Annotated in this window: 20 protein-coding genes and 1 tRNA gene; 10 read left to right on the top strand and 11 right to left on the bottom strand. The window is 55.7% G+C overall.

Translation table 11 applies throughout. The features are described from left to right. Positions 1–203: 203 nt before the first annotated feature. Both PU624_RS10180 and rsuA read right to left on the bottom strand, forming a co-directional pair. Positions 204–1,400, bottom strand: a complete 1,197-nt coding sequence (locus PU624_RS10180; protein WP_283547510.1) for a Bcr/CflA family multidrug efflux MFS transporter — start codon at positions 1,398–1,400, stop codon at positions 204–206. 49 nt (positions 1,401–1,449) lie between these two features. After that, entirely contained in the window at positions 1,450–2,169 is a 720-nt protein-coding gene (rsuA, locus tag PU624_RS10175) for a 16S rRNA pseudouridine(516) synthase RsuA (protein WP_283547509.1), read from the bottom strand. A 155-nt stretch (positions 2,170–2,324) separates the two neighbouring features. Between rsuA and radD the strand changes: the two genes are divergently transcribed. Both radD and rplY read left to right on the top strand, forming a co-directional pair. Then, a complete protein-coding gene (gene radD / locus PU624_RS10170; protein ID WP_283547508.1) occupies positions 2,325–4,079 on the top strand; it encodes a DNA repair helicase RadD in 1,755 nt (584 codons plus the stop codon). Positions 4,080–4,255: 176 nt separating this feature from the next. After that, positions 4,256–4,540 (top strand): 50S ribosomal protein L25, encoded by a 285-nt coding sequence (gene rplY, locus PU624_RS10165; RefSeq protein ID WP_003854168.1) that lies wholly within the window; start codon positions 4,256–4,258, stop codon positions 4,538–4,540. A gap of 119 nt (positions 4,541–4,659) precedes the next feature. Here rplY and yejK read toward each other — a convergent pair whose 3' ends face one another. Further along, on the bottom strand, positions 4,660–5,664 hold the full coding sequence (yejK, locus tag PU624_RS10160; RefSeq protein WP_283547507.1) for a nucleoid-associated protein YejK: 1,005 nt from the start codon (positions 5,662–5,664) through the stop codon (positions 4,660–4,662). A gap of 158 nt (positions 5,665–5,822) precedes the next feature. On the opposite strand from yejK, the gene PU624_RS10155 reads away from it, so the two are divergent. The 6 genes from PU624_RS10155 to PU624_RS10130 all read left to right on the top strand — a co-directional run bounded on the left by PU624_RS10155 (position 5,823) and on the right by PU624_RS10130 (position 11,245). Then, positions 5,823–6,050: a YejL family protein gene (locus PU624_RS10155; protein ID WP_010248348.1), complete on the top strand. Its 228-nt coding sequence runs from the start codon at positions 5,823–5,825 to the stop codon at positions 6,048–6,050. A gap of 22 nt (positions 6,051–6,072) precedes the next feature. Further along, positions 6,073–7,827, top strand: coding sequence for an LPS biosynthesis-modulating metalloenzyme YejM (yejM, locus tag PU624_RS10150; protein WP_283547506.1), 1,755 nt, complete (start codon positions 6,073–6,075; stop codon positions 7,825–7,827). A 73-nt stretch (positions 7,828–7,900) separates the two neighbouring features. Beyond that, positions 7,901–7,977 (top strand) — tRNA-Pro (locus PU624_RS10145). A gap of 447 nt (positions 7,978–8,424) precedes the next feature. Then, positions 8,425–8,628, top strand: coding sequence for a hypothetical protein (locus PU624_RS10140; RefSeq protein WP_003854174.1), 204 nt, complete (start codon positions 8,425–8,427; stop codon positions 8,626–8,628). Positions 8,629–8,696: 68 nt separating this feature from the next. Then, positions 8,697–9,413, top strand: coding sequence for a 4'-phosphopantetheinyl transferase family protein (locus PU624_RS10135; RefSeq protein WP_283547505.1), 717 nt, complete (start codon positions 8,697–8,699; stop codon positions 9,411–9,413). A 167-nt stretch (positions 9,414–9,580) separates the two neighbouring features. Then, positions 9,581–11,245 (top strand): carboxylesterase family protein, encoded by a 1,665-nt coding sequence (locus PU624_RS10130; RefSeq protein ID WP_283547504.1) that lies wholly within the window; start codon positions 9,581–9,583, stop codon positions 11,243–11,245. 143 nt (positions 11,246–11,388) lie between these two features. Here the strand turns inward: PU624_RS10130 and PU624_RS10125 are convergent, their stop codons facing one another. From PU624_RS10125 to apbE, 3 genes are all read right to left on the bottom strand, one after another. Further along, a complete protein-coding gene (locus PU624_RS10125; RefSeq protein WP_283547503.1) occupies positions 11,389–13,041 on the bottom strand; it encodes a multidrug ABC transporter permease/ATP-binding protein in 1,653 nt (550 codons plus the stop codon). Between the two features lie 96 nt (positions 13,042–13,137). Further along, positions 13,138–13,779, bottom strand: a complete 642-nt coding sequence (gene alkB, locus PU624_RS10120) for a DNA oxidative demethylase AlkB (protein WP_283547502.1) — start codon at positions 13,777–13,779, stop codon at positions 13,138–13,140. Then, positions 13,779–14,828, bottom strand: a complete 1,050-nt coding sequence (gene apbE / locus PU624_RS10115) for an FAD:protein FMN transferase ApbE (RefSeq protein WP_283547501.1) — start codon at positions 14,826–14,828, stop codon at positions 13,779–13,781. Before apbE ends, alkB begins: the two co-directional genes overlap by 1 nt. A 167-nt stretch (positions 14,829–14,995) precedes the next feature. Between apbE and PU624_RS10110 the strand changes: the two genes are divergently transcribed. After that, the gene (locus tag PU624_RS10110) at positions 14,996–15,106 is read left to right on the top strand and encodes a response regulator (protein ID WP_207308297.1); all 111 of its coding nucleotides are present in this window, start codon (positions 14,996–14,998) and stop codon (positions 15,104–15,106) included. A gap of 149 nt (positions 15,107–15,255) precedes the next feature. Next, the gene (locus tag PU624_RS10105; protein ID WP_283547500.1) at positions 15,256–15,450 is read left to right on the top strand and encodes a hypothetical protein; all 195 of its coding nucleotides are present in this window, start codon (positions 15,256–15,258) and stop codon (positions 15,448–15,450) included. Positions 15,451–15,467: 17 nt separating this feature from the next. On the opposite strand, the gene ompC is transcribed toward PU624_RS10105, so the two are convergent. The 5 genes from ompC to PU624_RS10080 form a co-directional block, all read right to left on the bottom strand. Further along, on the bottom strand, positions 15,468–16,580 hold the full coding sequence (gene ompC / locus PU624_RS10100) for a porin OmpC (RefSeq protein WP_283547499.1): 1,113 nt from the start codon (positions 16,578–16,580) through the stop codon (positions 15,468–15,470). Positions 16,581–17,178: 598 nt separating this feature from the next. Next, positions 17,179–18,348 (bottom strand): beta-barrel domain-containing protein, encoded by a 1,170-nt coding sequence (locus PU624_RS10095; protein WP_283547498.1) that lies wholly within the window; start codon positions 18,346–18,348, stop codon positions 17,179–17,181. Beyond that, complete coding sequence (locus tag PU624_RS10090) at positions 18,345–20,489, bottom strand: type I secretion system permease/ATPase (protein WP_283547497.1); 2,145 nt, start codon at positions 20,487–20,489, stop codon at positions 18,345–18,347. Before PU624_RS10090 ends, PU624_RS10095 begins: the two co-directional genes overlap by 4 nt. Positions 20,490–20,505: 16 nt before the next feature. Beyond that, positions 20,506–21,861: a TolC family outer membrane protein gene (locus PU624_RS10085; RefSeq protein ID WP_283547496.1), complete on the bottom strand. Its 1,356-nt coding sequence runs from the start codon at positions 21,859–21,861 to the stop codon at positions 20,506–20,508. Positions 21,862–22,164: 303 nt separating this feature from the next. Next, positions 22,165–24,102, bottom strand: coding sequence for an Ig-like domain-containing protein (locus PU624_RS10080; RefSeq protein WP_283547495.1), 1,938 nt, complete (start codon positions 24,100–24,102; stop codon positions 22,165–22,167). Positions 24,103–24,414: the final 312 nt, after the last annotated feature.

The raw sequence follows: 24,414 nt of genomic DNA, 5'->3' as shown, positions 1-24,414 counted from the left end.
ATGCCCCGTCCGTGCGGATGACAGAAGCGCATTTTTTGCGACTTACCTCGCACTTCAGCCTATATGTACCGCGTTCACACGCCGTTAACAATCATTTTAGACGCATTGTGGTTACTTTTTTAACTAAAAATTTTCACAATCACGAAACATAACCGGCGGAATGTGCATCACTGCGGGCAATCGGAGAGAACCACTGCGCCCGATTAACGGGGCGCAGTACGGGGACGTGAAGCGTAGAAAAAGAGCAGCAGAGAGATTGTCGCGCACAGCGCGATGGTGCCGACCATCGGCCAGGCACTGTTGAAACTCACCAGCGACAGCAGCGCACCCACAAAAGCGCCGACGCCAAAACGCAGCGTGCCCGCCAGAGAAGAGGCCGTGCCGGCCATATGTGGAAACTCATCCAGGATCACCGCCATCGCATTCGATGAGACCATCGACACGCAACCGATAAACATCGCGATCCCCATCACTAACGGCAGGAAGCCGAGGCTGAAGGTGCTGACAATCAGCAACCAGATCCCCATGCAGAACTGTATCAGCAGGCCCAGCCGGAACATCGCCACCGGGCCGAAGCGGCGCACGGCGCGGCTGTTAATCAGCGTCAGCAGAAACAGAAACACCACGTTGAGGCCAAAGTAGTAGCCAAAATTTTGCGGTGAGACGTGATTCAGCTCGATGTAGACAAAGGGACCGGCATTGAGAAAGGTAAAGAGTCCGGCAAAGGAGAAACCGCTCGACAGCATGTAACTGAACGCCCGCTTGTGGCGGAACAGCGTCACGAAATTGCCGAGCGTCGTGCGCAGATGAAACCGCTGTCGCTGCTCCGGCTTCAGGGTTTCGCGGATCTGCGTGGTCACCAGCACGGTGGTCACCAGTGCCGCGCCTGCGAGCGCCCAGAAGATGGCGTGCCAGCTCCAGAGCACCAGCAGCCAGCCACCGATGATCGGGGCCAGCAGCGGCGCAATGGTGGTAATCAGCATCACAAAGGACATCATGCGCGAGAAGTCCTCTTTCGAGTAACTGTCACGCATCAATGCGTTGATCACCACACTGGCGGCGGCGGCCGACAGGCCATGCAGGAAGCGCATCAGAATCAGCTGATCGATGGTCTGTGACAGCGCACAGGCCGCAGCGGCGCAGGCAAAGATCAGGGTGCCGAGCGCGATCACCGGCTTACGCCCATAGCTGTCTGCCAGCGGGCCATAGATAAGCTGGCCAATCGCGAAGCCAAGAATGTAGAGGTTAAGCGACATCTGCACGCTACCGGCTGACACGCCGAACTCACGCGCAATCTGCGGCATGGCAGGCAGATACATGTCGATCGACAACGGCATCAGCATGGCTAACAGACCGAGGATAACCACCAGCCCTGTTGGCGAGTTCTTTTCCTTACGCACATCTTCTCCTGCACGAATGAGTCTGGTACGGGCCATCTGACCCGACCGGTTATCTGGTCTGCAGCTCTTTTGGCACACCGATGCTGGCGATCTCTTCTTCCGTCAGCGCGCGGTATTCGCCCGGTTCCAGATCGTCGTCCAGCACGATGTCACCGATGCGTTCGCGATGCAGCTCAATGACCCGATTGCCGACGGCGGCAAACATCCGTTTCACCTGGTGATAACGGCCTTCGCTCAGCGTCAGACGCACGTCTGTGGGGGTAATCACCTCCAGCTGTGCCGGTTTCGTCAGGCTCTTCTCGTTATGCAGCTGCACGCCCGCGGTAAACTGCGCGGCCGTATCGTCACTGATCGGCGATTCCAGCGTAACGCGATAGGTTTTCTCGCAGTGATGACGTGGCGAGGTAATGCGGTGTGACCACTGGCCATCATCGGTCAGCAGCACCAGTCCGGTGGTGTCGATATCCAGACGCCCTGCCGCGTGCAGTTTGAATGACATCGGCTCTTCGATGAAATAGATGATGGTCGGATGATCGGGATCGTCGGTTGAGCAGACGTAACCCTGCGGTTTGTTCAGCATAAAGTAGCGTGGACCGGTCTGCATCTGCAGGACGTTGCCGTCATAGACGACTTCGTGGTCGGGCAGCAGTTTGAACGCGGTATCGCGTACAATTTCCCCGTTGACGGTGACACGCTGGCCACGGATCTCGCGATGAGCGATGGCGCGGCTGATTTCCAGTTGCTGAGAGATGAATTTGTCGAGTCGCATGAATTCGTTTTGCCTGTTACTGCGGAGGGAATCTGAAACGGCCTGGTTAACCGTTGAAAATGTGCGGGAAGTATAACGTGATCCGCGCCAGCCTGACAGCGCGTTTACCGCCCTTTCATGGCATAATTGCCACCAGTTATACAAAAGTGAGCAACATGTCTTTTACCTTACGCCCCTATCAACAGGATGCGGTGAATGCCACCGTCGCCCATTTCCGTCGTCATCAGGAGCCTGCCGTCATTGTGCTGCCGACCGGTGCCGGAAAGAGTCTGGTAATTGCCGAGCTGGCACGGCTGGCGCGTGGCCGGGTGCTGGTGCTGGCGCACGTCAAAGAGCTGGTAGCGCAGAACCACAGCAAATATCAGGCCTATGGACTGGAGGCGGATATCTTTGCCGCCGGACTTCAGCGCAAAGAGAGTCAGCGCAAAGTGGTGTTTGGCAGCGTGCAGTCGGTGGCGCGTAACCTTGACCTGTTCGACAGCGCCTTCTCACTGGTGATTGTCGATGAGTGTCACCGCATCGGCGATGACAAAGAGAGTCAGTATCAGCAGATTTTTAATCATCTGCGTCAGCACAATCCTCAGCTGCGTTTACTGGGCCTGACCGCCACGCCGTTCCGGCTGGGTAAAGGCTGGATTTATCAGTTCCACTATCACGGCATGGTGCGTGGCGACGAAAAATCGCTGTTCCGCGACTGTATCTACGAGCTTCCGCTGCGCTACATGATCAAGCATCAGTTCCTGGTGCCGCCGGAGCGGCTGGATATGCCGGTGGTGCAGTATGATTTCAGCCGTCTGACAGCACAGTCCAATGGCCTGTTCAGCGAAGCCGATCTTAACCGTGAACTGAAACAACAGCAGCGCGTCACGCCCCATATTATCCGGCAGATTGTGGAGTTCGCCGAAGATCGGCTGGGGGTGATGATTTTCGCCTCAACGGTGGAGCATGCACGGGAAATCCTGCGGCTGCTGCCGGAAAACAGCGCGCTGGTCTCCGCCGAAACGCCCGCCAGAGAGCGCGATGCCCTGATTCTGGCGTTTAAAGCGCAGCAGCTGAAATTCCTGGTCAATGTCGCCGTACTGACCACCGGATTTGATGCCCCGCACGTGGATCTGATTGCGATCCTGCGTCCGACCGAGTCGGTCAGCCTCTATCAGCAGATCGTCGGACGCGGCCTGCGGCTCTCGCCCGGTAAAACCGATTGCCTGATCCTGGATTACGCCGGGAATCCGCACGATCTCTTTACGCCCGAAGTCGGCGCGCCCAAAGGGAAGAGCGACAACCAGCCAGTGCAGGTTTTCTGTCCCGCCTGCGGTTTCGCCAACACCTTCTGGGGCAAGGCGACCGAAGATGGCATGGTGATCGAGCATTTTGGCCGACGCTGTCAGGGCGTGCTGGAAGATGATGAGGGCGGGCGCGAACAGTGTGACTTCCGCTTCCGCTTTAAAAGCTGCCCTGACTGCGGCGCAGAAAATGATATTGCCGCGCGGCGCTGTCATCAGTGCGACAAAATTCTGGTCGATCCCGACGATATGCTCAAAGCGGCGCTGAAACTGAAAGATGCGCTGGTGCTGCGCTGCGGCGGTATGACGCTGGAACAGGGCCATGACGCCAAAGGCGAATGGCTGAAGGCAACCTATTTTGATGAGGAAGGCACCAGCGTCAGCGAACGGTTCCGCCTGCAGACGCCCGCTCAGCGTAAGGCGTTTGAACAGCTGTTTATGCGTCCGCATCAGCGCGCACCCGGCGTGCCGCTGGGCTGGCAGACGGCTGCTGATGTTCTGGCGCTGCAGCCGCTGCTGCGTCATCCCGACTTTGTCGTGGCGCGGGCCAAAGGCCAGTTCTGGCAGATACGCGAGAAAATGTTCGATTATCAGGGCCGCTATCGCCGCGCCAATGAGCTGCGTTAATGCATGATGCGTGGCAGGGCTGACCGGATGCCGAACCCGGCGGACGGGTATATCGTTTGCTACCACCCGGCATAACGGCTATACTGCCGCCCGCTTTTGCATGTGCATCAGCGGTATTGAATAACCTGCCTGTTACTGGGTCGCCTGTAGCAGGATTTAAATAAAGAGATATATTAATGCTCACTATCAATGCAGTAGAACGTAAAGAGCAGGGTAAGGGTGCGAGCCGCCGCCTGCGTACAGCAAACCGTTTCCCGGCCATCATCTACGGTGGTTCTGAAGCGGCTGTTGCCATCGATCTGGATCACGACTCAGTAATGAACCTGCAATCTAAACCAGGTTTCTACGACGAAGTTCTGACCCTGTCCGTTGACGGTAAAGAAACTAAAGTGAAAGTTCAGGCTGTTCAGCGTCACCCGTTCAAGCCAAAACTGTTCCACATCGACTTCGTTCGCGCTTAATCGCGAATGACGTTGAAAGGTAGAAGGGCCGGTTGAGAAACCGGCCCTTTTATTTTGTCCCTGATACACCGAGATAATCGATGTGTCAGAGAACAGAAGCCGGGCTAAGCCCGGCTTTTTTATTTGCTGCTGGTACGACGCTGAAGCTGGTCGCGCAGATTGGGGGGTGTGCCTTTAATCGTCAGGGTGTCCGTGGCCGGATCCCAGAAAATGCGTTCGCCCAGTAACATCGCATCGAAATTCAGGGTCAGTCCCCCGCCGCTTCCGGCAAATTTCGTCAGCTGACGCAGCGTACTGCGATCCGCCGGGAAGCTCTCTTCCAGTTCGTAGCCCTGCTCCTGGGTAAAAGCCTGGAAGGTTTTTTCGCCCAGCGGTGGCAGTTCGCTCGACAGATCTTCCAGCGCAATCTCCTCGCCCGCCTGCAACTGCTCGTTGCAGTAGCTGTAAACCTGCTGGCAATAGTTCTGGCGCTCCTGCTTATCCAGTTCCGACTCGTTGCAGTAGTCATCGACGGCCTGCAACAGACCGCGGTTCTGCGCCTTGGTGTCTAATCCCACTTCGGCACCGAGGAAGTCCATAAAGAAGTCAGCCACTTTACGGCCGACGCGGCCGCGCAGGAAGGTCAGGTAACGGGTCGATTCCGGGTTGGTTTCCCACTCGGTTAAATCAATACGCGCCACGATGTCCGCATGGTTGATGTCGAGATAATGGGTGCTGCTGATATCCATCTGCTCGTTGACGCGCATGCTGGACTGGCTGTTCAGCACCGCAATCAGCAGATATTCCACCGCCAGATAACGGTAGTGAATAAATAGCACCACGCCGCCTTCCGCAAACGGATATTTTGCCAGCTCGTCACGCAGACGGCCGGTCGCGGCACGGCTAAAAGCGAGAAAATCATCGTTGCCCTTACGACAATTACGCAGCGCTTCGGCCAGTTCACTCTCTGCATTGAACAGGCCATAGGCTTTGCTTTTTGCGCTGTAAACCCGGTGTAACTCCTCCACCATCGCGTTAACCGTGTTGGTGGCAGGCAGCAGCGAATCGCGCAGCGCCAGCTCAAGCTGGTTTTCATCGCGTTTGATTAACTGATGCAGGGCAATCTGGTCGATATCCAGACTCATGGTAGACTCTCCTTTTAGCACAGGCGCGTATTCAAACACCGCCAGCATCGGCTTTCAACTCTATGCGTGAAGCGAACAGGCTGCTTTCGATAAAATTGCGGTAAAAAGTACGCTGTTCCGGTAATATATCGCCTTTTGAAATGAGCTTAGACGACGATATGGCACAATCATCCCGTTACAGTGACGAACGCGTGGAACAACTCCTCGCGGAAATGGCCCAAATCCTGCACAAGGACAAGGCCCCCACCGATCTCTCCCTGATGGTTCTGGGAAATATGGTGACCAACTTAATTAACAGCGATGTCGCCCCGGCGCAACGTCGTTCTCTGGCACGTTCTTTCGCCGATGCCCTTCAGGCATCAGTGCGTGACGATAACGCCCATTAATTGGCTGATTTGACTTCATAATATGGTAACCAACCGGCAGCGCTACCGCGAAAAAGTCTCCCAGATGATTAGCTGGGGGCACTGGTTTGCTCTGTTTAACATCTTATTCGCGCTGATTTTAGGCAGTCGCTACCTGTTGGTCGCCGACTGGCCTTCTTCGCTGGCGGGGCGCATCTACGCCTATACCAGCTGGGTTGGCCACTTCAGTTTTGTCGTATTTGCCGCCTATCTGCTGATTATCTTCCCGCTGACCTTTGTGGTGATGTCGCAACGGCTGATGCGGGTGCTCTCTGCGGTGGTCGCTACCGCCGGGCTGACGCTGGTGATGGTCGACAGTGCGGTGTTCAGCCGCTTCCACCTGCACCTTAATCCGGTGGTGTGGGAGCTGGTCATCAACCCCGATCAGAGTGAGATGGCGCGCGACTGGCAGCTGATGTTTATCAGCGTGCCGCTGATTTTCCTGGTCGAGATGCTGTTTGCGACCTGGAGCTGGCAGAAGCTGCGCAGCCTGAATCGCCGTTCGTTTGGCAAGCCTGTCGCCGCGCTTTTTATCAGCGCCTTCTTTGCCAGCCACCTGATGTATATCTGGGCTGATGCCAACTTCTATCGCCCGATTACCATGCAGCGCGCCAATCTGCCGCTCTCCTATCCGATGACCGCCCGCCGCTTCCTTGAGCGTCACGGCCTGCTGGATGCGCAGGAGTATCAGCGTCGGCTGATTCAGCAGGGCGACCCGGAAGCGGTGGCAGTCGAGTATCCGCTGAGCGACATTACGTTCCGTGATGCCGGCACACGTAACAATCTGCTGGTGCTGACTGTCGATGGCCTGAACAACGCGACGCTCGCCAAAGCGCTGCCGGAACTGAATCAGTTCGCCAGCGAGAACGTGCGTTTTACCCAGCACTACAGCGCGGGTGATACGCCGGAGAAAGGCTTGTTTGGCCTGTTCTACGGTATCTCCTCCAGCTATATGAACGGTATTCTGGCCTCCCGAACGCCGTCGGCCCTGCTGGGCGCGCTTAGCACCCAGGGTTATCAGTTTGGCCTGTTCTCCTCGGAAGGCTTTAATCCACCGCTCTACCGCCAGGCATTGCTGACCGATTATTCGTTGCCTGCGACAAACAGCCAGCCTAACGCCAGTACCGTAGCGCAATGGCAGGACTGGCTGGAGAAACAGAAGGGTTCACAGGCACCGTGGTTCTCATGGGTTGCCCTGAATGGTCCTGATGTCACCGGCGACAGTGCCAAAGCCCGTCAGCGCAGCTATCTGCGCCAGGCACCGGCCGTTGATGAGCAGATTCATGCGGTACTCGACAGCCTGAAGGCGCGTGATTTGCTGAAGAACACCGTGGTGGTGATCACCGCGCAGCGTGGACTCGCACTGGATGGCGATCCTGACAGCGCCGGAAACCGCCAGACCCTGCAGGTGCCGTTAGTGATTCACTGGCCTGATACCCCGGCGCAGACCGTTGATCGTCTTTCTGATCATCAGGATGTGATGGCGACGCTGATGCAGCGACTGCTGCATGTGCGCACCAATCCGGTGAACTATTCACAGGGTGAAGATCTGTTTGCTGCGCGTCGTCGCCACGACTGGGTCGCGAGCAGTGAAGAGAACAAGCTGGTGATTACCACGCCGCAGGTGACGCTGGTACTCAACAACAACGGCAGCTATCGCGCTTATGATCCGCAGGGCAACACGCTGAAGGATCATAAGCCAGAGCTGGCGCTGCTGTTGCAGGTTCTGACCGAAGAGAAGCGGTTTATCGCTAACTGATTAATTATCAGGCAAATAGTCGGTGGGTATATTGCTTTAATGACGATAACCAGTAGACTTATCTTCCAGTGTTCGGCACGTAGCGCAGCCTGGTAGCGCACGGTCATGGGGTGTCCGGGGTCGGAGGTTCAAATCCTCTCGTGCCGACCAAATTCCCTGAAAAGCAGCCCAAAAGGCTGCTTTTTTCGTTTCTGTCATCAGACCTTAACTTTCCTCGCACCTCTCGCAAATCGATCTATACTTTGGATGTGTGGGTAACAAGAGGAGAGTTCATGACAGTTATTGAAAAAGACGATCCAACCGAAGCACCCGAGTCCGGCGATAAGCAACCTTCCCCGCCAGACCAGAAGTAACCCACAGGGCCGCGTCTGACGCGGCCTTTCTCTGTCTGATATCGGTGCCCCTCCCCCTCTCAACATTCAGAATCGTCCCGTGCAGCAGTTAACATTTATCTAACAATCAGCAGGTTAACGCTTGCATCAGAATCTGATCCGCCTCACAAAATCGGCCTGCCGTCGCGCTTTTTCATCAAACTGAAACAAAAATGTCACAGAAAATGACTACCCTGAACTCCCCAGAAATTGACGGATAATTTTTATGGCGATCAAAGCGAAAAGCCTGAAAGATGCAGAAGCGTTACTGCATTCGGGCATTAGCAAAGTGGAACTGGCGTATGACATTGGCAGCGACGATTTCTTTCGTCTGGCAAGCCACTGGTGCGACCGGGGTGCACGTATCAGCAGGGGTCACCACCATTTCGTAGTTTCTCTGAAGAGTTTTGCCATTCCTCCCAACGACTGATTCCGGCGGGCTGCTTGCCCTGATCCATCGAGCCTGATTTAATGCCGTTTTGGCTTTAATGGTTTCGCATGCGCTATCCCGACCTGCCGCTGCCGCCTTCTACAGGCGGCTTTATCCTTTCCGGCCACCTGAACCGCAGCGAGCCCTTGCTGGCGGTGAGTCACTTTGATCCGCAAAAATATCGTGACGCGCTGGCTGCCGAATCGGGTATTCCCCTGCCAGCCCGGCTTCAGCAGGCAGTCAGAAAACGGCGTGCCGAATACCTTGCCAGCCGACTGCTGGTCCGGTCAGTCATGGCAGAGCTGGGGATTCCTGATTTCATTCTGACCAACGCTCCCGATCGGTCTCCCTGCTGGCCCGCTGGCGTTCAGGCATCGCTGTCGCACAGTGGTGGCGTCGTCGTGGTGGCGGCAACCCGGCAGCCCTGGGCCGTTGGGGTCGATGTCGAACAGGTCATGCCGGAGACGACGGCGCAGGAAACAGCAGAGCTCTTGATGAGTGAGCAGGAGCAGGAACTGTTGCGGACGTTGCCCATCTCCTTCAGTGCGGCCGCTACTCTGCTCTTCTCACTTAAAGAGAGCCTCTACAAAGCACTGTGGCCACAACTGCATCAGCCGATGGACTTTCTGGATGCGGCACTGGTTTCAGCAGATTTCGCGCAGCAGCGGGCGACGCTGCAGCTGACTCAGGACTTCGGTGGGCGTTTTACGTCAGGGACATTACTGGAGGCGGGCTTTATGTGGCGGGATACTCAGGTAATCACGCTGATCACCCATCGGCTTTAAAAACCGGCTAAACAGGTAAGATGCGTTCTGCAGGCGACAGGCATATTTCATCACCGAAAAACAGCAACATGCGATAATTGCTGGATTTATCTTGTTTTGTGAGCCAGACATCACGGTGCACTGCGACCTTTCAGGTATAAGGAATATTTCCCTGGAACAAGGTACGCATGAAAAATTCTATACCCAGATTATCCCGGACATTTTTACTCTTTTTGGTTGCCTCTTCAGCCACTGCTCAAAATATCTCCCCTGAGATTACGACGCAATTTGGCAAAGTGAAAGGCGCTGACCATCACAATACGCTCTCCTGGACCGGGATTCCTTATGCGAAAGCGCCGGCCGGAGAACTGCGCTGGAAAAAACCGGTTTCTCCTGACGCATGGCAAACCGTCTTCGATGCGACCCGGCCCGCGACTAACTGCATCCAGGTTTCTCCGGACGGAGCCAAAGGTAATGAGGATTGCCTGAATCTGAATATCTACCGCCCGAGTGGGACCCACTCCCCGCTTCCGGTGTTGGTTTATATTCACGGTGGCAATAACCAGCTGGGCAGCTCCAGTGAATTTGCTCCGGCATTTATCGCTGAAAAATACAATGCAGTGATTGTTACCGTAAATTATCGGCTGGGCGCACTCGGCTTTAATCCCTTAAAAGCCCTGAACGATGGCAATCCGCTGGATGATTCCGGTAATTACAGCTTACTCGACATCAAAAAATCGCTGGATTGGATCAAAGCTAATATTGAGGCTTTTGGCGGTAACAAAAATAATATCACCGTATCCGGATTTTCGGCTGGCGGCAGGGACGTGATGGCGATGCTTATCTCACCCTATTTTAAAAATACTTTCGATAAAGCCATTGTTTTCAGTGGTGGCATGACCACCTCTGACAAAGATGAAGCGGAAAGCATTTTTGCACAAAGACTGGCACCTCTGGTCGTCAAACAGGGCATTAAGCCGGATGCCAGCGCGGCGAAAACCTGGCTCCTGTCAGGTTCAACAGACGTGCGTCAATTTCTCTATCAACTCCCGGCAGCAGAACTGGCCATGCTTTTTGGCGATGCGGGAATCCGCATGAATCAATTTCCGCATCTCTACCGCGATGGTGTGGTGATCCCGAAAGATGGCTTTGAGACCAAAAAATATAATGCTGTCCCCGCCATCATGGCCACAGGACAACAGGAGTTTTCTTTCTTCGCTCGTAACGACCCTATGTTTGCAGAACAAGTGAAAGATGGAACGCTTGTAAACAACACCACGTTGCTGAATAAATACACCTTTGCGAATCACTATGGCGGGCTGCTATACAGCCTGTTTAATGTTAATCAGTCTGCTGAGATGATGTATAAAAATTATAACGCGCCGCTGTATGGCATGGAGTTCCGATATGGCACGGATGCGTTTGTCACGGGTGATAAATTATCCGCCATCGGTTCTTTTCACGGCGTATTTATGCCTTTTTGGGATAAAAATAAGTATGCTGAATTTACGCAGGATGCCCTGAAGCTGAAAGGCTCTCAGGCATTAGGTCAATCTTTTAATACCTACATTAAAAACTTCCTGGCAACAGGGTCACCAAACGATCAGACCCTTCCGGAATGGAAGAAATGGACGCCGGAAAATGCCGCTGCGGGGGAATCGCTGTTAGTGATGGATGCTAATAAGCAGAAAGCCATTATCTACATGAGCAATAAGACTTATAGCTATAAAGATATTCTCACCCGTATTGATCAGGACAACTCCCTGTCAGCTGCAGACAAAAATAGTGTTATCAAAAACGTGCTGAACAATCGCTGGTTCAGTGCACCGCTTGATCAACATTTCGCCCACTAATCGGATGCCTCCTGCATTGGCAGGAGGTACATCTGGCAATAGGCGCGGCAGCTTGCTGCTGACGCTTAGAGAAATGTTAAACACAACGTTCAGCGACATGCACAGAACTTAACACGGTAGCGGCTAAGTTTTGCCATCTGCCGTCAAAGCCCGGTGTCGGTGCGTTTTACCGAGTCGAGCGTGGCGAGATCGCGCTCGTTACCGGTCAGCTCTGTCAGCTGGCCTTCACGCATCTCCAGCAGCCGATCGGCATGAATGAAGTAGTGATCGTCATGGCTGATAGCAAATACCGTTTTACCCGCCTGCTGTAGCCAGGGTAACAGCTCACGATAGAAGATGCGCCGGAAGTGGGGGTCCTGATCGGCCGCCCACTCATCCAGTAGCAGCACATCGCGCTCTTCTGCCACCGCCAGCAGCAACGCCAGTCGCTTACTCTGCCCTTTTGACAGCCGCAGATTGAGCACTTTATTGCCTTCAATCTTCAGCTTATCCTGCATCTTCAGCCTTTCCAGCCACTGCTGCACCAGCGCCGGATTGGCCGGAACCCCTTCCCGCCCGATTAACCGGTCAAACAGATGCAGGTCGGTAAACACCGCCGAGAACTGACTGCGCCACACATCCAGCTCATCCGCCGTTATCGGCTTGCCATCCAGCAGCAGCGTGCCGGACTGAGGCTGATACAGCCCGGTCAGCAGCATCGCCAGCGTCGATTTCCCGCTGCCGTTGCCGCCAATCAGAAACACCAGTTCACCCCGGCGCAGCGTCAGGTTAATCGGCCCGACCTGGAAGCCATTATCACCATAGTGAAAAGAGACGTCCCGCAGCTCCAGCGTTTGCCAGTCAGAGGAGGCCGATGGCGCGTGGAACCCGGCCTGATAAGGGGCAAGGTCAAAGGCGTTGAGCTTACGGAAGGCAACCTGGGCACTGAGTAAAGTAGGCAATGCGCCCACCGCAGAAAGCAGCGGCGTGCGTAAGAACAGCAGCGTCAGGGAGAAGGTGGCGGCGACCGCGGTGTTGGCCCAGCCCAGGCTGTTAGCCATGAAGAAGACCATGCCGATAGCGCCCAGGGTCATGATATTTGACCAGTTGACCGCACTGAGATGATAAGTATCGGCACGCACAATATGGTGACGCCAGGCGCGGGCATCTTCCTGATAAACCGTGTCGTAGACCTGCTGCGCGCGTGAGCGGTTAAGCTGCAGCTCTTTACGCCCTTCAATCACCGTCTGGTAATCGCGATAGAGGTTATCTTCAATTTCCCGCAGCTTTGCCATGTGCTGGTAAACGCGCGAGACCAGCAGCCAGCCGCCTACCAGCGTGACACCCAGCCAGACACTGGTCACCAGCAGCATTTTTGGCGACAGCCAGGCGAGATAAATGGCTGAGCCGATGGTAATGATGACACCCTGAAACAGCTCCGGCAGGCGCACAAAGGCCAGCGTAATCGCCCGCACGTCGCTGGTCAGTCCCGCCAGCAGCTGCGCACTGCCGAGCTGCTCGATGCGTTCAACCCGGCTATCGAGGATTCGCTTGATAAACTCGCCGCGCAGTCGCCAGACAAACTGATGCCCAAGCATCGTCAGCGCCAGCTGCGAGGCGAGCGTCACCGCCATCAGCACCACCAGCTGTAACAGGAACTGCGGCAGTACCGCAAACGAGGTGTTAATGGCGACAATCATTTCGCGGTTGATAAAGGCGATCATGCCGATACCCAGCACGGCGCTTAACAACGTCAGGGCAATCACCCCGATAAAAGGCCAGCGGAACTGGCGAAAAACAACGCGTAACAACGTCATGCAGGCAATCCATCAGCTAAAAAACAGCCTGCAGTGTAATGGGATGCCAAATGATAGCAATAGTTATTCTCACCACGTCGTCACCGGCGTGGCGGGTTAAAAGGCGCGACGAAACGTCAGGTTATAACGCCACGGACCGGCCAGCGGATGAACGCCTGGCTTGAGTGGCAGAATGCCGTGGTAACGCAGGCGCGATGGCCCGCCCCACACCACAATATCGCCATGTTCCAGCAGCACACGCTGGGTACTGTCACCGCGCTCGAAGCCGCCAAACTGAAACACCGCCGGTAATCCCAAAGACACCGAAACGATAGGCTGGTGCAGGTCTTTCTCATCTTTATCCTGATGCAGCGTCAGCTTTGCACCCGGCTCATAGCGATTAAGCAGGCAGGCATCCGGATTGAAGCCCGGAAAGCCCGCTTCTGCCGCGGCCTGCTGCGCCAGGGTCCGAAACAGCGGCGGCATGGGCGGCCACTTGCGCCCGTTGAGGTTGTCCTGCTGCTGATAATTGTAGCCACGTGAATCCACCGACCAGCCAAAATCGCCGCAGTTGGTCATCGCCACCGACATGCGATGGCCGCCGGGCGTGATGCGATGGGCAAACGGGTTCTGCTCCGCAATCGCCAGTATCTGCTGATACAGCGCCTCTGCATCTTCACGCGCGCGTCGTCGCAGGATCACGGCACCTTCAGCCAGCGGCTCCTGCCAGGGTTGCTCTTCACTAAAAAGATCTAACATCAGGGTTCTCCGGATTCAGCGGGGATCAGGAAAGCAGCAAACTGCGGCGACATCCAGCTGACAAATTTGTCGCCCTGCCTGCTGATCAGATAGACCGCCAGGTGCTGTTCAATTGCCAGCGCTTTGGCTTTCTCCGTGCCGAGTACCATCAGTCCGGTATCCCAGCCATCGGCTTCCAGCGCCGTAGTGGCGATTACCGTGGCAGAAACCAGTTTATGCTCAATAGGCCGCCCGGTAACGGGATCGATCACATGAGAAATGCGCTTGCCGTCCAGTTCATAATAGTTGCGATAGCTGCCGGAGGTACTGATACCGTGTCCCTGCAGACTGACGCGCGCCTGAACCGCATTCTCACGATCGGTCGGTTTCTGAATCGCCACCCGCCACGGCTGCTGCTGCGCATTAAGGCCACGACTCAGCACGGCGCCCCCCACCGATACCAGATAATTGTTGATGCCGAGCTGCTCCATCAGGCGTGCCAGATGATCGGTGGCGAAGCCTTCCCCCACCGTCGAGAGATCGACATAGAGGCCCGGCAGATCTTTCTGCAGCCACTGGCCATCGGCGCCCTGCAGTACCCGCAGATGCTGCAATCCGGTCTGCGCACGGGCGGCGGCGATCTGTGCCGCATCCGGCGTATGGACAGGCTGTTTCGTCGGACCAAAGCCCCATAAGTTGACCAGCGGTCCGACGGTGATATCCATCGCCCCGCCGGTTTTACGGCCAATCCGCAGCGAGGTCGTGACAATATCCGCCATGTTTTCACTCACCGGCTGCGGTGACAGGTCACGACTCTGGTTGAAGCGCGATAATGCGGAGTCGGGCTTCCAGGTTGAAAGCTCAGCATCATCCGCATCCAGCTGCTGCTGAATGCGCTGCTGCAGTTCCGCTTTGCGCGCGCGCTCCACACCCGCCAGGCTGACCCGCCAGACGGTGCCCATGGTTTTCCCTTCCAGCACCATCGACGGTGTCGGGGCAGATTGATCACAGCCCGCCACCATCAGAATTAAAAGTGACATAAACAGCAGATTAATCTTATAACGCATCATTCCTCGCTTGTAACACTTTATGAAGAGCCACTACAAAGCATAAAATTCGGGTAAATTAGCTTAAAGAGAGTTGAATCTTTTTCTGAATCACGAGAACATTCACCGGTCATCTATCCTGATCCCGCCTCTTACCAGGCGATTAACATTAACAACGTAAGGAGTTACAGATGATCTATATGATTCTTGTCGTTGCCCTGGGTCTGTTTGTCTACGGCAGTTATAAAGTGGTCGAACAGCGCCGTCATCGCCATATGACGCCTTCACGGCCGCGCCAGTAACAGGCTTAGCTGCACCGATTTGGGGCATCCGCTCTCTGACGCGCGCGGCAAGTGTACCAAAACGGGCGTAATGTCTGTGGCTGTGAGAGCGGTAAAGCTGGCATGAATTCTGCACTGTTGAAACAGTGTTTATCTCTGAGAGGTGCAGAATGAAAAATTCACAGAAGTGGCAGTCAGCATGGCATCACTGGCTGAGCTTTTCAGCCTTCACCCTGGCAGGCGTGGCGTTTGAAGGGGCACGATTCGGCAGTGTGATGTCGTCAGTGAGGACGGCGCCGGAAGCCACGACGTGGCCAAAGGCTGAAGCGCTCAGCCCGGAAGATAACGCAGGAGCGCAGCCGTAACTGCGCTCCCCGACAAATCAGAACTGGTAAACCAGGCCTACACCCACCACGTCGTCGGTATTGATACCGGCTGCGTCGGTGAATTCGTTGTCGTCCAGCAGGTTGATCTGGTAATCAACATAGGTGGACATGTTTTTGTTGAAGTAGTAAGTCGCGCCAACATCAATGTATTTTTTCAGATTCTGTTTGCCGAAGTTCTGAACATCGGTGCCGCGTGAGGTGACATACGCCAGGGACGGACGCAGACCGAAGTCGAACTGATACTGCGCAACCAGTTCCCAGTTATCCGCTTTATCCGCATAACCAAAGACTGAAGAGTCGTTGCTGCCGAAGCGCGTTGCGTTGAAGGAGCGTGAGTACATCGCCGCCAGATAGACGTTGTTCGCGTCATATTTCAGACCGCCCGTATACACCGCCGCTTTGTCGCCACGGCCCAGGATGCCTGATGTTGTGCTGTTCTGATCGTTGGTACGGTCAGACTGGAAGGTTGCCGCACCAATGCCGAAACCTGAACCCAGATCATACGTTGTGCTCAGACCCCAGCCGTCGCCGTTCTGCCCCAGTACGTCACGGCCATTCGGTGATTCGCTGCTGTTGCCATTCTTGCCCTGATACTGGACTGCGAAGTTCCAGCCATCCACCAGACCAAAGAAGTTGTTGTTACGGTAGGTCGCCATGCCGTTACCGCGCTGATACATGAAGTTATCCGCGCCATAAGTATCGCCGCCGAACTCTGGCAGCACGTCGGTCCATGCGCCGATGTCGTAGTTAACGCCGTAGTTACGACCGTAGTCGAACGATCCCGCATCACCAAATTTCACACCCGCAAAACCAACACGGGTGAAGCTGTTGGCTGTCCCTTCATCTTCAGAATTGTTCAGTGCTGCCTGGTATTCCCACTGGCCGTAACCGGTCAGCTCATTGCTGATTTCCGTTTCGCCTTTGAAGCCGAAGCGAACATATGACTGATCGCCGTCGGAACTGCTGTTGTCAGAGAAGTAGTGCAGGCCATCAACTTTACCGAAGAGATCTAATTTGTTGCCGTCTTTGTTATAGATTTCAGCTGCGTTTGCTGATCCTGCTGCAACCAGCAATGCAGGGATCATCAGGGAGAGAACGCGACGTTTCATTTTATTACCCTCTGTTATGTGCCTTTATTATTTGCCACTGCTAACTGAACGATTAAAAATTCAGCCGGCAGGCCATTGTTGTTTTATAGCGGGTAATAATCCACCAGGAAAATGCTACTAAATTTCCAAAACTGTTTCATACATCGAAACAGTTATTTCAAAATGTAAATATCGGGGAACTAATAAGCAGCACGGATCGGTAAAAAATGGCGCACAAAATGATAAACCCGATCTGAACTCATTTTTATCAACAGGTTACATAAGAGTATTCCGAAGCACTGAATGATAAAACTTATACGGCATCTGGTAATAGAATAGACCCCGCTATCATCATTTATTCCATTATTACCTTCATTCTCCCCGAATGAGATGTACAACTTATTATTTCCCGCCGGACAATTTGTCCGGCATTTTTTTGCCCGCCATTTGCCGTTGCGCTATATCTTCGTAAACTTTCTTTATCGGGTTAAATTAACTTCGGCCTGACTCCGCACAGATTGTTAAATTGCGCACGCTTTGCGCCAATATTGCCCAAATATCCGCCATGTTAATTTATCACCGTAATTAAGCAGGCGGAGAGTCAGGCTGGCGCGGATTCTCAGCGCTCGCGCAGCGATTCTTTGACTTTATTCAGCGGCTTAATCAGATAATCCATGACGGATTTCTGACCGGTTTTAATCTCCACATTGGCGACCATTCCGGGCACAATCGGGAATTTTCGTCCGGCGCGGTTGGTCAGCTCGGCTTTCTGGGTACGAACGTAGACGCGATAGTAATACTGATCACGTTTTACCTCATCCTGCAGCGTATCTGGCGAGACCGTTTCGACTTCACCGTGCAGATCGCCATAGATAGAGGAGTCATAGGCGGTGACTTTCACGGTAGCAGCCAGACCCGGCCGGATATAGGCAATATCGCGTGGGTTGATACGCGTCTCAATCAGCAATTGATCCTCCAGCGGCACGATTTCCATCAGTTTACCGCCCGGCTCCAGTACGCCCCCCACCGTGGTGACCTGAATATCTTTGACGATGCCGCGCACCGGCGAGTAGAGCGTGGCACGCGTCAGCTGATCCTCTTTGCCTGCGGCAACCTGCAATTGCGCATCCAGTTCAGCATTGTTTTTCACCTGCTCTTCGTGAGCACGCACCAGATAGTCATTGCGCGCCTCATCAATTTTACCGCGCAGATCGCTGACCTGACGACGCAGACGAATTACCTCAACCTGCCCTGCCGCGCCTTTCGCCACCAGCGGTTCGGTCAGCCGCAGCTCATCCTGCACCAGTTTCAGCGACTGCTGCAGGTTACTGATGGTTTCGGTGAGATTACGACGTCGCGACTCATAGAGCTGCCGCTCACGGGTGACCAGATTCGGCTCCTTCAGCGTTTCGGCACTGAACTTCAGCGGCGTGCCCGACAGCTCCGCCTCCAGCCGCTCGGACGAGGCACGCAGCGTACGCACTTTGGCCTGCGCTTCACCGAAATTTGACTGGAAGCGTGTCGGATCGAGGGTCGCCAGCACCTGCCCTTTCTCGACGATATCGCCCTCATGCACGTTAAGCTGCTTAACGATGCCGCCATCCAGGCTGTCGATCACCTGCGCGCGGCTGGAGGGCGTGACTTTACCGGTGCCGACGGTGACCTCATCCAGAATGGCGAAGTGCGCCCAGATCAGAAATATCGCCAGCGCGGCGGTGCAGAGCCAGATAATCGCCGATGTCCGGCGCTCATGACGGGCAAGATCTTTATCAACAATCACCAGACTCATGCGGCATCTCCTTTACCTGGCGTCGCGGGCGGGGTTGCACGGCGCAGGATCTCGTCACGCGGGCCATCGGCCACGATGCGGCCGTTGTCCATCACCACAATACGATCGACCATCTTCAGCAGCGCCGGACGGTGCGTCACCAGCACCAGCGTCCGGCCGCTAATCCAGCCCTGCAGCTGACGGATAACATGCTCCTCCAGCTGTTCATCCATTGCCGCCGTGGGCTCATCCAGCAGCACCACCTGCGGCTGACGCAGGATCAACCGGCTCAGCATCACCATCTGGCGCTGCCCGCCCGAAAGCCCGCGCCCGCCTTCGTTGATAATGCGATCCAGACTGGCGGCATCCTGCTGAACCAGCGACAGCGCGCCGCTGATACGCAGCGCCTGCAGCATCTCCTGTTCGCTGGCATGCGGGTTGCCCAGCATCAGGTTCTGCCGCAGCGTGCCGAAGAAGAGGCGGGAGTCGTGCGAGAGCCAGCCGAGCTGACGGCGTAAATCGGTGGGATCGATACGCTCAATATCGACGCCATCGACGATCACCTTGCCCTGGCTGGCCTGCGCCTGACCGGCGAGGATCTTCAGCAGCGTCGATTTCCCTGCCCCGACCTTGCCCAGAATGGCAATCTTCTCGCCGGGTTTAATCTGCAGCTGCTGCACGTTGAGCACGTTCTTTTCATTCTCTTCGTCATAGCTGTAATGCACATTGCGCAGATCGTACTGGCCGGTGAGCGTGGGACAGTGCGCCAGCGTGGCGGCTTCAGGCTGATCGAGCGGCTTTTTCAGCAACTCATCCAGCCCTTTCATCGCCATTTTGGCGTGCTGCCAGCGCGAGAAGACCATGGTCAGCTGCATCAGCGGGGCGATGGTGCGTGACGAGAGCAGGCTACAGGCGACCAGCGTACCGGTGGTAATTTGCGAATCGAGCACCAGATAGACCCCAAACACCAGCATCCCCGCATAGGTGAGCTGCTGCACCGTCGAGGCCCAGCCGGTAAGGCGCGCGCCCCATAACCGCTGCTGATTACTGATGGCGGCGCTGACTTCATGGGTCTGCTCCCACTGACGCTGAAAATAGGGTTCCGCCTGCAGCGCCTTGATATCCTCAATGCCTTCGATGGTCTCCACCAGCACCGCATTGCGCAGCGCCCCTTCGCGTAGCCCCTCTTTCGCCAGCCGCGCCATCGGGATCTGCACCAGCATGCCGGGAATAACGATCAGCGGGATGGCCGCCAGCGGAATCAGCACCAGCCAGCCGCCCACAAACGACATGATAAACAGGAACAGGATGACAAACGGCAGATCGGCCGCTGCGCCGACCGTGGTTGAGGTCAGCAACTCGCGCACCTGGTCGATCTCACGCAGCTGCGAGATAAAGGAGCCGGTCGATTTTGGCCGGGCTTCATTACGGATGCTCATCGCCCTGGCAAACAGCATGGCCGAGACTTTCAGGTCGATGCGTTTGCCCATCAGGTCAGACACCTGGGTTCGCATCAGCCGGATCAGATACTCAATGGCCGCCGCGATCAGCACCCCGACAAACAGCACCCACAGCGTGGACTGCGACTGCGCCGGAATAACCCGATCGTAGACCTGCATCGAAAAGAGAATACCGGCCAGCGCCAGCACATTGCCGATCACCGAGGCCAGCGAGATCTCGGTGATGCGGCGACCCATGCCGCGAAAGTTTTTCCAGAACCAATGTGGCTCATAGGGCTGAACAAATTCGTCGATGCGCGCATCACGGCCACGCGCCGCCACGCCAATCACACCGACATCGCCCTGAGCGCGTGCCAGCAGTTCCGATAAGGCGCTTTCACGCACTACATCGCCGCCTTCACTCAGCCAGTAGCGCGCGCTGCCGTCGGAATCGATGTTCTCCAGCACCGCCACGCTGGCATTTTCCAGCACCAGCACCACGGGCGTGATCTCCTGACGCCAGCGCAGTTTGTTCTGCGGCACCATAGTCAGATGCAGTCCCAGCAGGCCGGAAAGCCGCTCCAGCTGCTGTGACACCGGCAGATGTTCAAACCAGCGCATCTGCTGACGCAGGGTTTTGCCATCGGCAGGTTTACCGAATCGCGCAGCGACGCGCAGCATGGCGGCAATCCAGTTATCGGTATTCAGGGTGGATGTACTCATTATTAACACCTTATCGCTATTGCAGCGAAGGAAGGAGATCGCCGCTGCTTTTCTGGCGATCGATACCCATGATATCGAGCAGATTGTCTACCGCGGCGGCATACCGCACGGTGGCGTCCCAGCCATCGTAAAGCGCGGTGATACGTGAGCTGTCCGCCTGAAACACATCCTGTTCCACGCTCAGCAAATCATTCAGGCTGCGCTTGCTCAGGCGATATTCATCGGCGTAGACATTGCGGGTATGGTCGGCGCTGGCCAGCTGCACTTCCCCGGCAGCCTGCCGTTGCTGTGCGCCAATCATGTCGGCATAGGCGGTCGAGGCGTTCTGATTGATGGCGAGTTTGGCCTGCTGAACGGCAGCCTGAGCCGCTTCCCGATCGCCCTCTGCTGACGCGGTTTTGGCATTCACCATGCCGCCCTGGTAGAGCGGCGCTTCCACCTGCAGCTGCACTTCATCATCCCAGTAAGACGAACGATCGTTTTCATAGCGGGTCCGGCCCGCCTGCACTTTGATGGTCGGCCAGTGACCGGACTCTGCCTGGCGCACCCGTTCACGGGCGGCCTCCTGTTTAGACTGCGCGCTGCGCACCGCCGCGCTGCTTTCATAGGCGATTTTATCGAGGGTGATCTGCTGTTTCAGCAGCGCCTGGGGGAGTTCTGGCAGCGTGGCGGGCACCACGCCGGTCAGGACGGTCAGCTGCGCAGTGGCGGAACGCAGCTGGGCGCGATATTGCTCCAGCGTCGCCTGCATCGCGGCGATGCGGGTTTCCGCCTGCAGCACGTCTGACTGGGAGTTGAGCCCGGCATCGGCGCGCAGTTTCGCGATATCCCGCACCCGCTGCAGTGAGGCGATATTGGTATGCGCAATATCTGCCAGCGCCTGGTAGCGTTTGACTTCGAGGTAGGCCTGCAGCGTATCTTCCGCCACGGTGGTCATGGAGTCGAACAGGCCGAATCGATAAGCATCCGACAGCGCATGCTGTTCATCGATGGCGCTGCCGGTACGGCCAAAATCATAGAGCAGCTGGCTGAGCGTGATACCGCCGGAGCCATTGTTATTCAGGCTGCCCGCGGAGTCGGTCTGATGGGAACGCCCAGCTGCACCCTGCAGGGAGATCTGCGGATACCAGGCGCTGCGGGCGGCATCAAGATCGCCCTGCCCCACGTGGATCTGTGCCGCCGCTTCCGAGATTTTCGGATTGCGGGCGAAGGCCCGGAGAATGGCATCGCGCAGCGTTAAGCTGGCAATCTGTTCTTCGGTCGGCGCGGCGCGCCAGTTAAATTCAGCTTTCGGTAAGGGTGCGGCAAAGGCCGCATTGACTGCCACGCCACTCAGGGCGCACAACAAAAGAGTTAATCGCGCTTTGTTCATTATCCATACCAGCAGGGGTTCTTATCATCATGGTGTTTTTCCTGGTGAACAAAGCGAGCAAAGGGGGTACGACTCAGAGCCTGACAGATTTATTGCGTTATTTTATTTATGGTTCGCAAGCGAGACGCTGAACGACCTTTAACATTATTAGATCAGAACCCGGGCTTATTCCTGCTAAAAACAGATGAAATCGTTAATATTTCTTCTGAGCGTTCGAAAAGTAACCACATGATGATGCCACACCAATCCAGACGGGCTTAACAGACCCGTCCGGAAGGCAGTGCGTTTACTAATGAGTTGGCGTCAGACGATGGGTTGCGCCGCAGGATGCAGCAGCAGGTGATCGGCAAGCGTGTAAGACACATCAGAGAAGAGATGGCTCTCCTGCGGCACGGCAGCAGCAGCAGATGCCTGTGCGAGGTGCGACGTCTCCGTCTGCTGGGTCAGACTGACCGTTTCCAGCAGTTGATCCACCGTCTGACCTTCCATCAGGCTGGCCGTGTCGGTATGCGAGGCCACCTGCACCGTCTGGCTGGCCGTCGCCACATTACCGGCGCTGTCTTTGGCACTGACCGTCATCGGGTATTCACCATCATCCAGCGGGGCCAGCTGTCCGGCCAGAATGGTCAGCGCCCAGCCGCCATCCGCTTTGACACTGGCGCTGTAGTGCTGATCGCCCAGGGTTAATTCCACCTGGCTGCCCGGTTGCAGATTACTGGAGCTGCCCTGAATCAGATGCCAGCTGTTCACATCGGCAGCATCGATTTTGTTGTCACCAAACGCGGTGTCCAGCGTCAGTGTGGGTCGCTGATGCACGGCGACGGTAAAGAGCGTGTCCCAGCTCTGGGTGTCGCTGTTGCCATAGTCATCCTGGCGATGGAAAGTAGCGGCGACCGGACCATCCGGCAGCGCCATGAGTTCGCTGGAGGTGAGCGTGACCATGCCTTTCGCGTCGGGCTGATAGGTTATCCCGTTGATCTCCAGGGTTCTGCAGCCCTCAATATAGAAGCTCAGATCGTGCTGCGCTTCCTGATAGTTGAGGATCATGTCGCCGCCGATATCCATTTCGGTGTAGATCTGCTGTAAGTCCGTATGAATATTCAGTTCATGCGTGACGTTGGTGTAGTTTTTTGCACCATCAATGGACCAGGCACGGATCTCACCGGAGCTGATAAACGCGTTCACATCTTCAGCCGGGATGACCACCTGCCAGTGTCCTTCCTGGCCCAGGGTGGCGTTGTAATCTTTTCCGTTAGCGCCACTGATCACCAGCTGATGGCCCGGCATGACGGTGCTGAGCGTGCCGCTCAGCAGCAGATCCTGCTGGCTTTCCGCCTCGTTAATCACATCATCCGCAGTAATATTATCGAAGGTAATGAACGGCAGGCTGCTGACATGGGTGATCAGCGTGACATCATGATAGTCGGTCGCCGTTTTGCCATTGGGATCAGTGGCCGTGACTTTCAGGCTGTAAACGCCATCCGCCAGCGCTTTCATGTCACTTTCATTAAATGAGCCATACCACTTGCCGTCGCTTTCCATGTGGGCAATGGCGGTTTGCGTGCCCAGAGTCAGTTTCACCACCGATCCCACCGGCAGGTGCGTTGCGCTGCCGCTGATCTCAACGCCATAAATGCTCTCGGCAATACTCACCGCGTTGTCACCACTGACTGTGTCCACAGTCAGGGTCGGTTTGATGGTGCGATCAACATAGAGACCAAAGTCGACGTCGGTAGTAGTGCTGTGGCCCCCTTTATTGGTGATGGTCAGCTCCAGGCTGTGATTACCATCCGCCACGCCCTTGAGCGCCTCCGCTGGCATCGAAGCGTTCCAGTAGCCCCACTTATTCACCGTGCTGTGCCAGCTCTGATCGTTGAAGGTGAGCGTGACGGTGGAGCCCGCTTCGCCTTCGGCCCGGCCACGCAGATGCACCGGCTTTTGCGCTTCCCAGCCCGCGATCACGCCATCACTGGCGACAGGTTCGTACGGCCGCAGTGCGGCGGGCGACGAACTCTTAACCGTGGCCAGCGTGTTGTAATTAACCGGGCTGCTATCCAGCGACTCCGCAGAGAACGTGCTAATCGGCAGGTTAAGGCTTTGTGTCGCAACAGGAAGGCTCAGGCTTTGCAGGGGGAGTGACGCAATGGCTGGCAGAGTGCTGTCGGCAACGGCAAAGTCGCTGACTGCCGTCTGGAAAATGGATTCAAGGCGAATATGACGAAGCGTATCGCGTGATGACATGGGTAACCTCAGTTCAGAACAGAAACGCAGAGCAAAACCCTCTGATAAACAGATTGTTAACTCTGACGACGTGATAAAGGGTCAGCTGTTGCTGCCCGTTTCCGCTGGTCGGAACTGATTACCCGCAGGTAACAAAGATCAGGAAAGAGAACGCTAATAAAAGCGACAAATGGAGCCAGAATCGTTAATTTACGGCTTGATGCCGTTTGCTGCGCCTACCCTAATCGTTCATTCCGCTAATGAATATTGGCGATTGTCTGGAAAATGGAATTATCAGGTGACTAAAACAAAAAAAAGCGGGTGCTTTCGCAC

The organism is Pantoea sp. Lij88, from assembly GCF_030062155.1.
Taxonomy (GTDB): Bacteria; Pseudomonadota; Gammaproteobacteria; order Enterobacterales; family Enterobacteriaceae; genus Pantoea.
The sequence above is the reverse complement of the archived record's forward strand: the minus strand, read 5'-3'. Positions and strand labels throughout refer to the sequence as shown.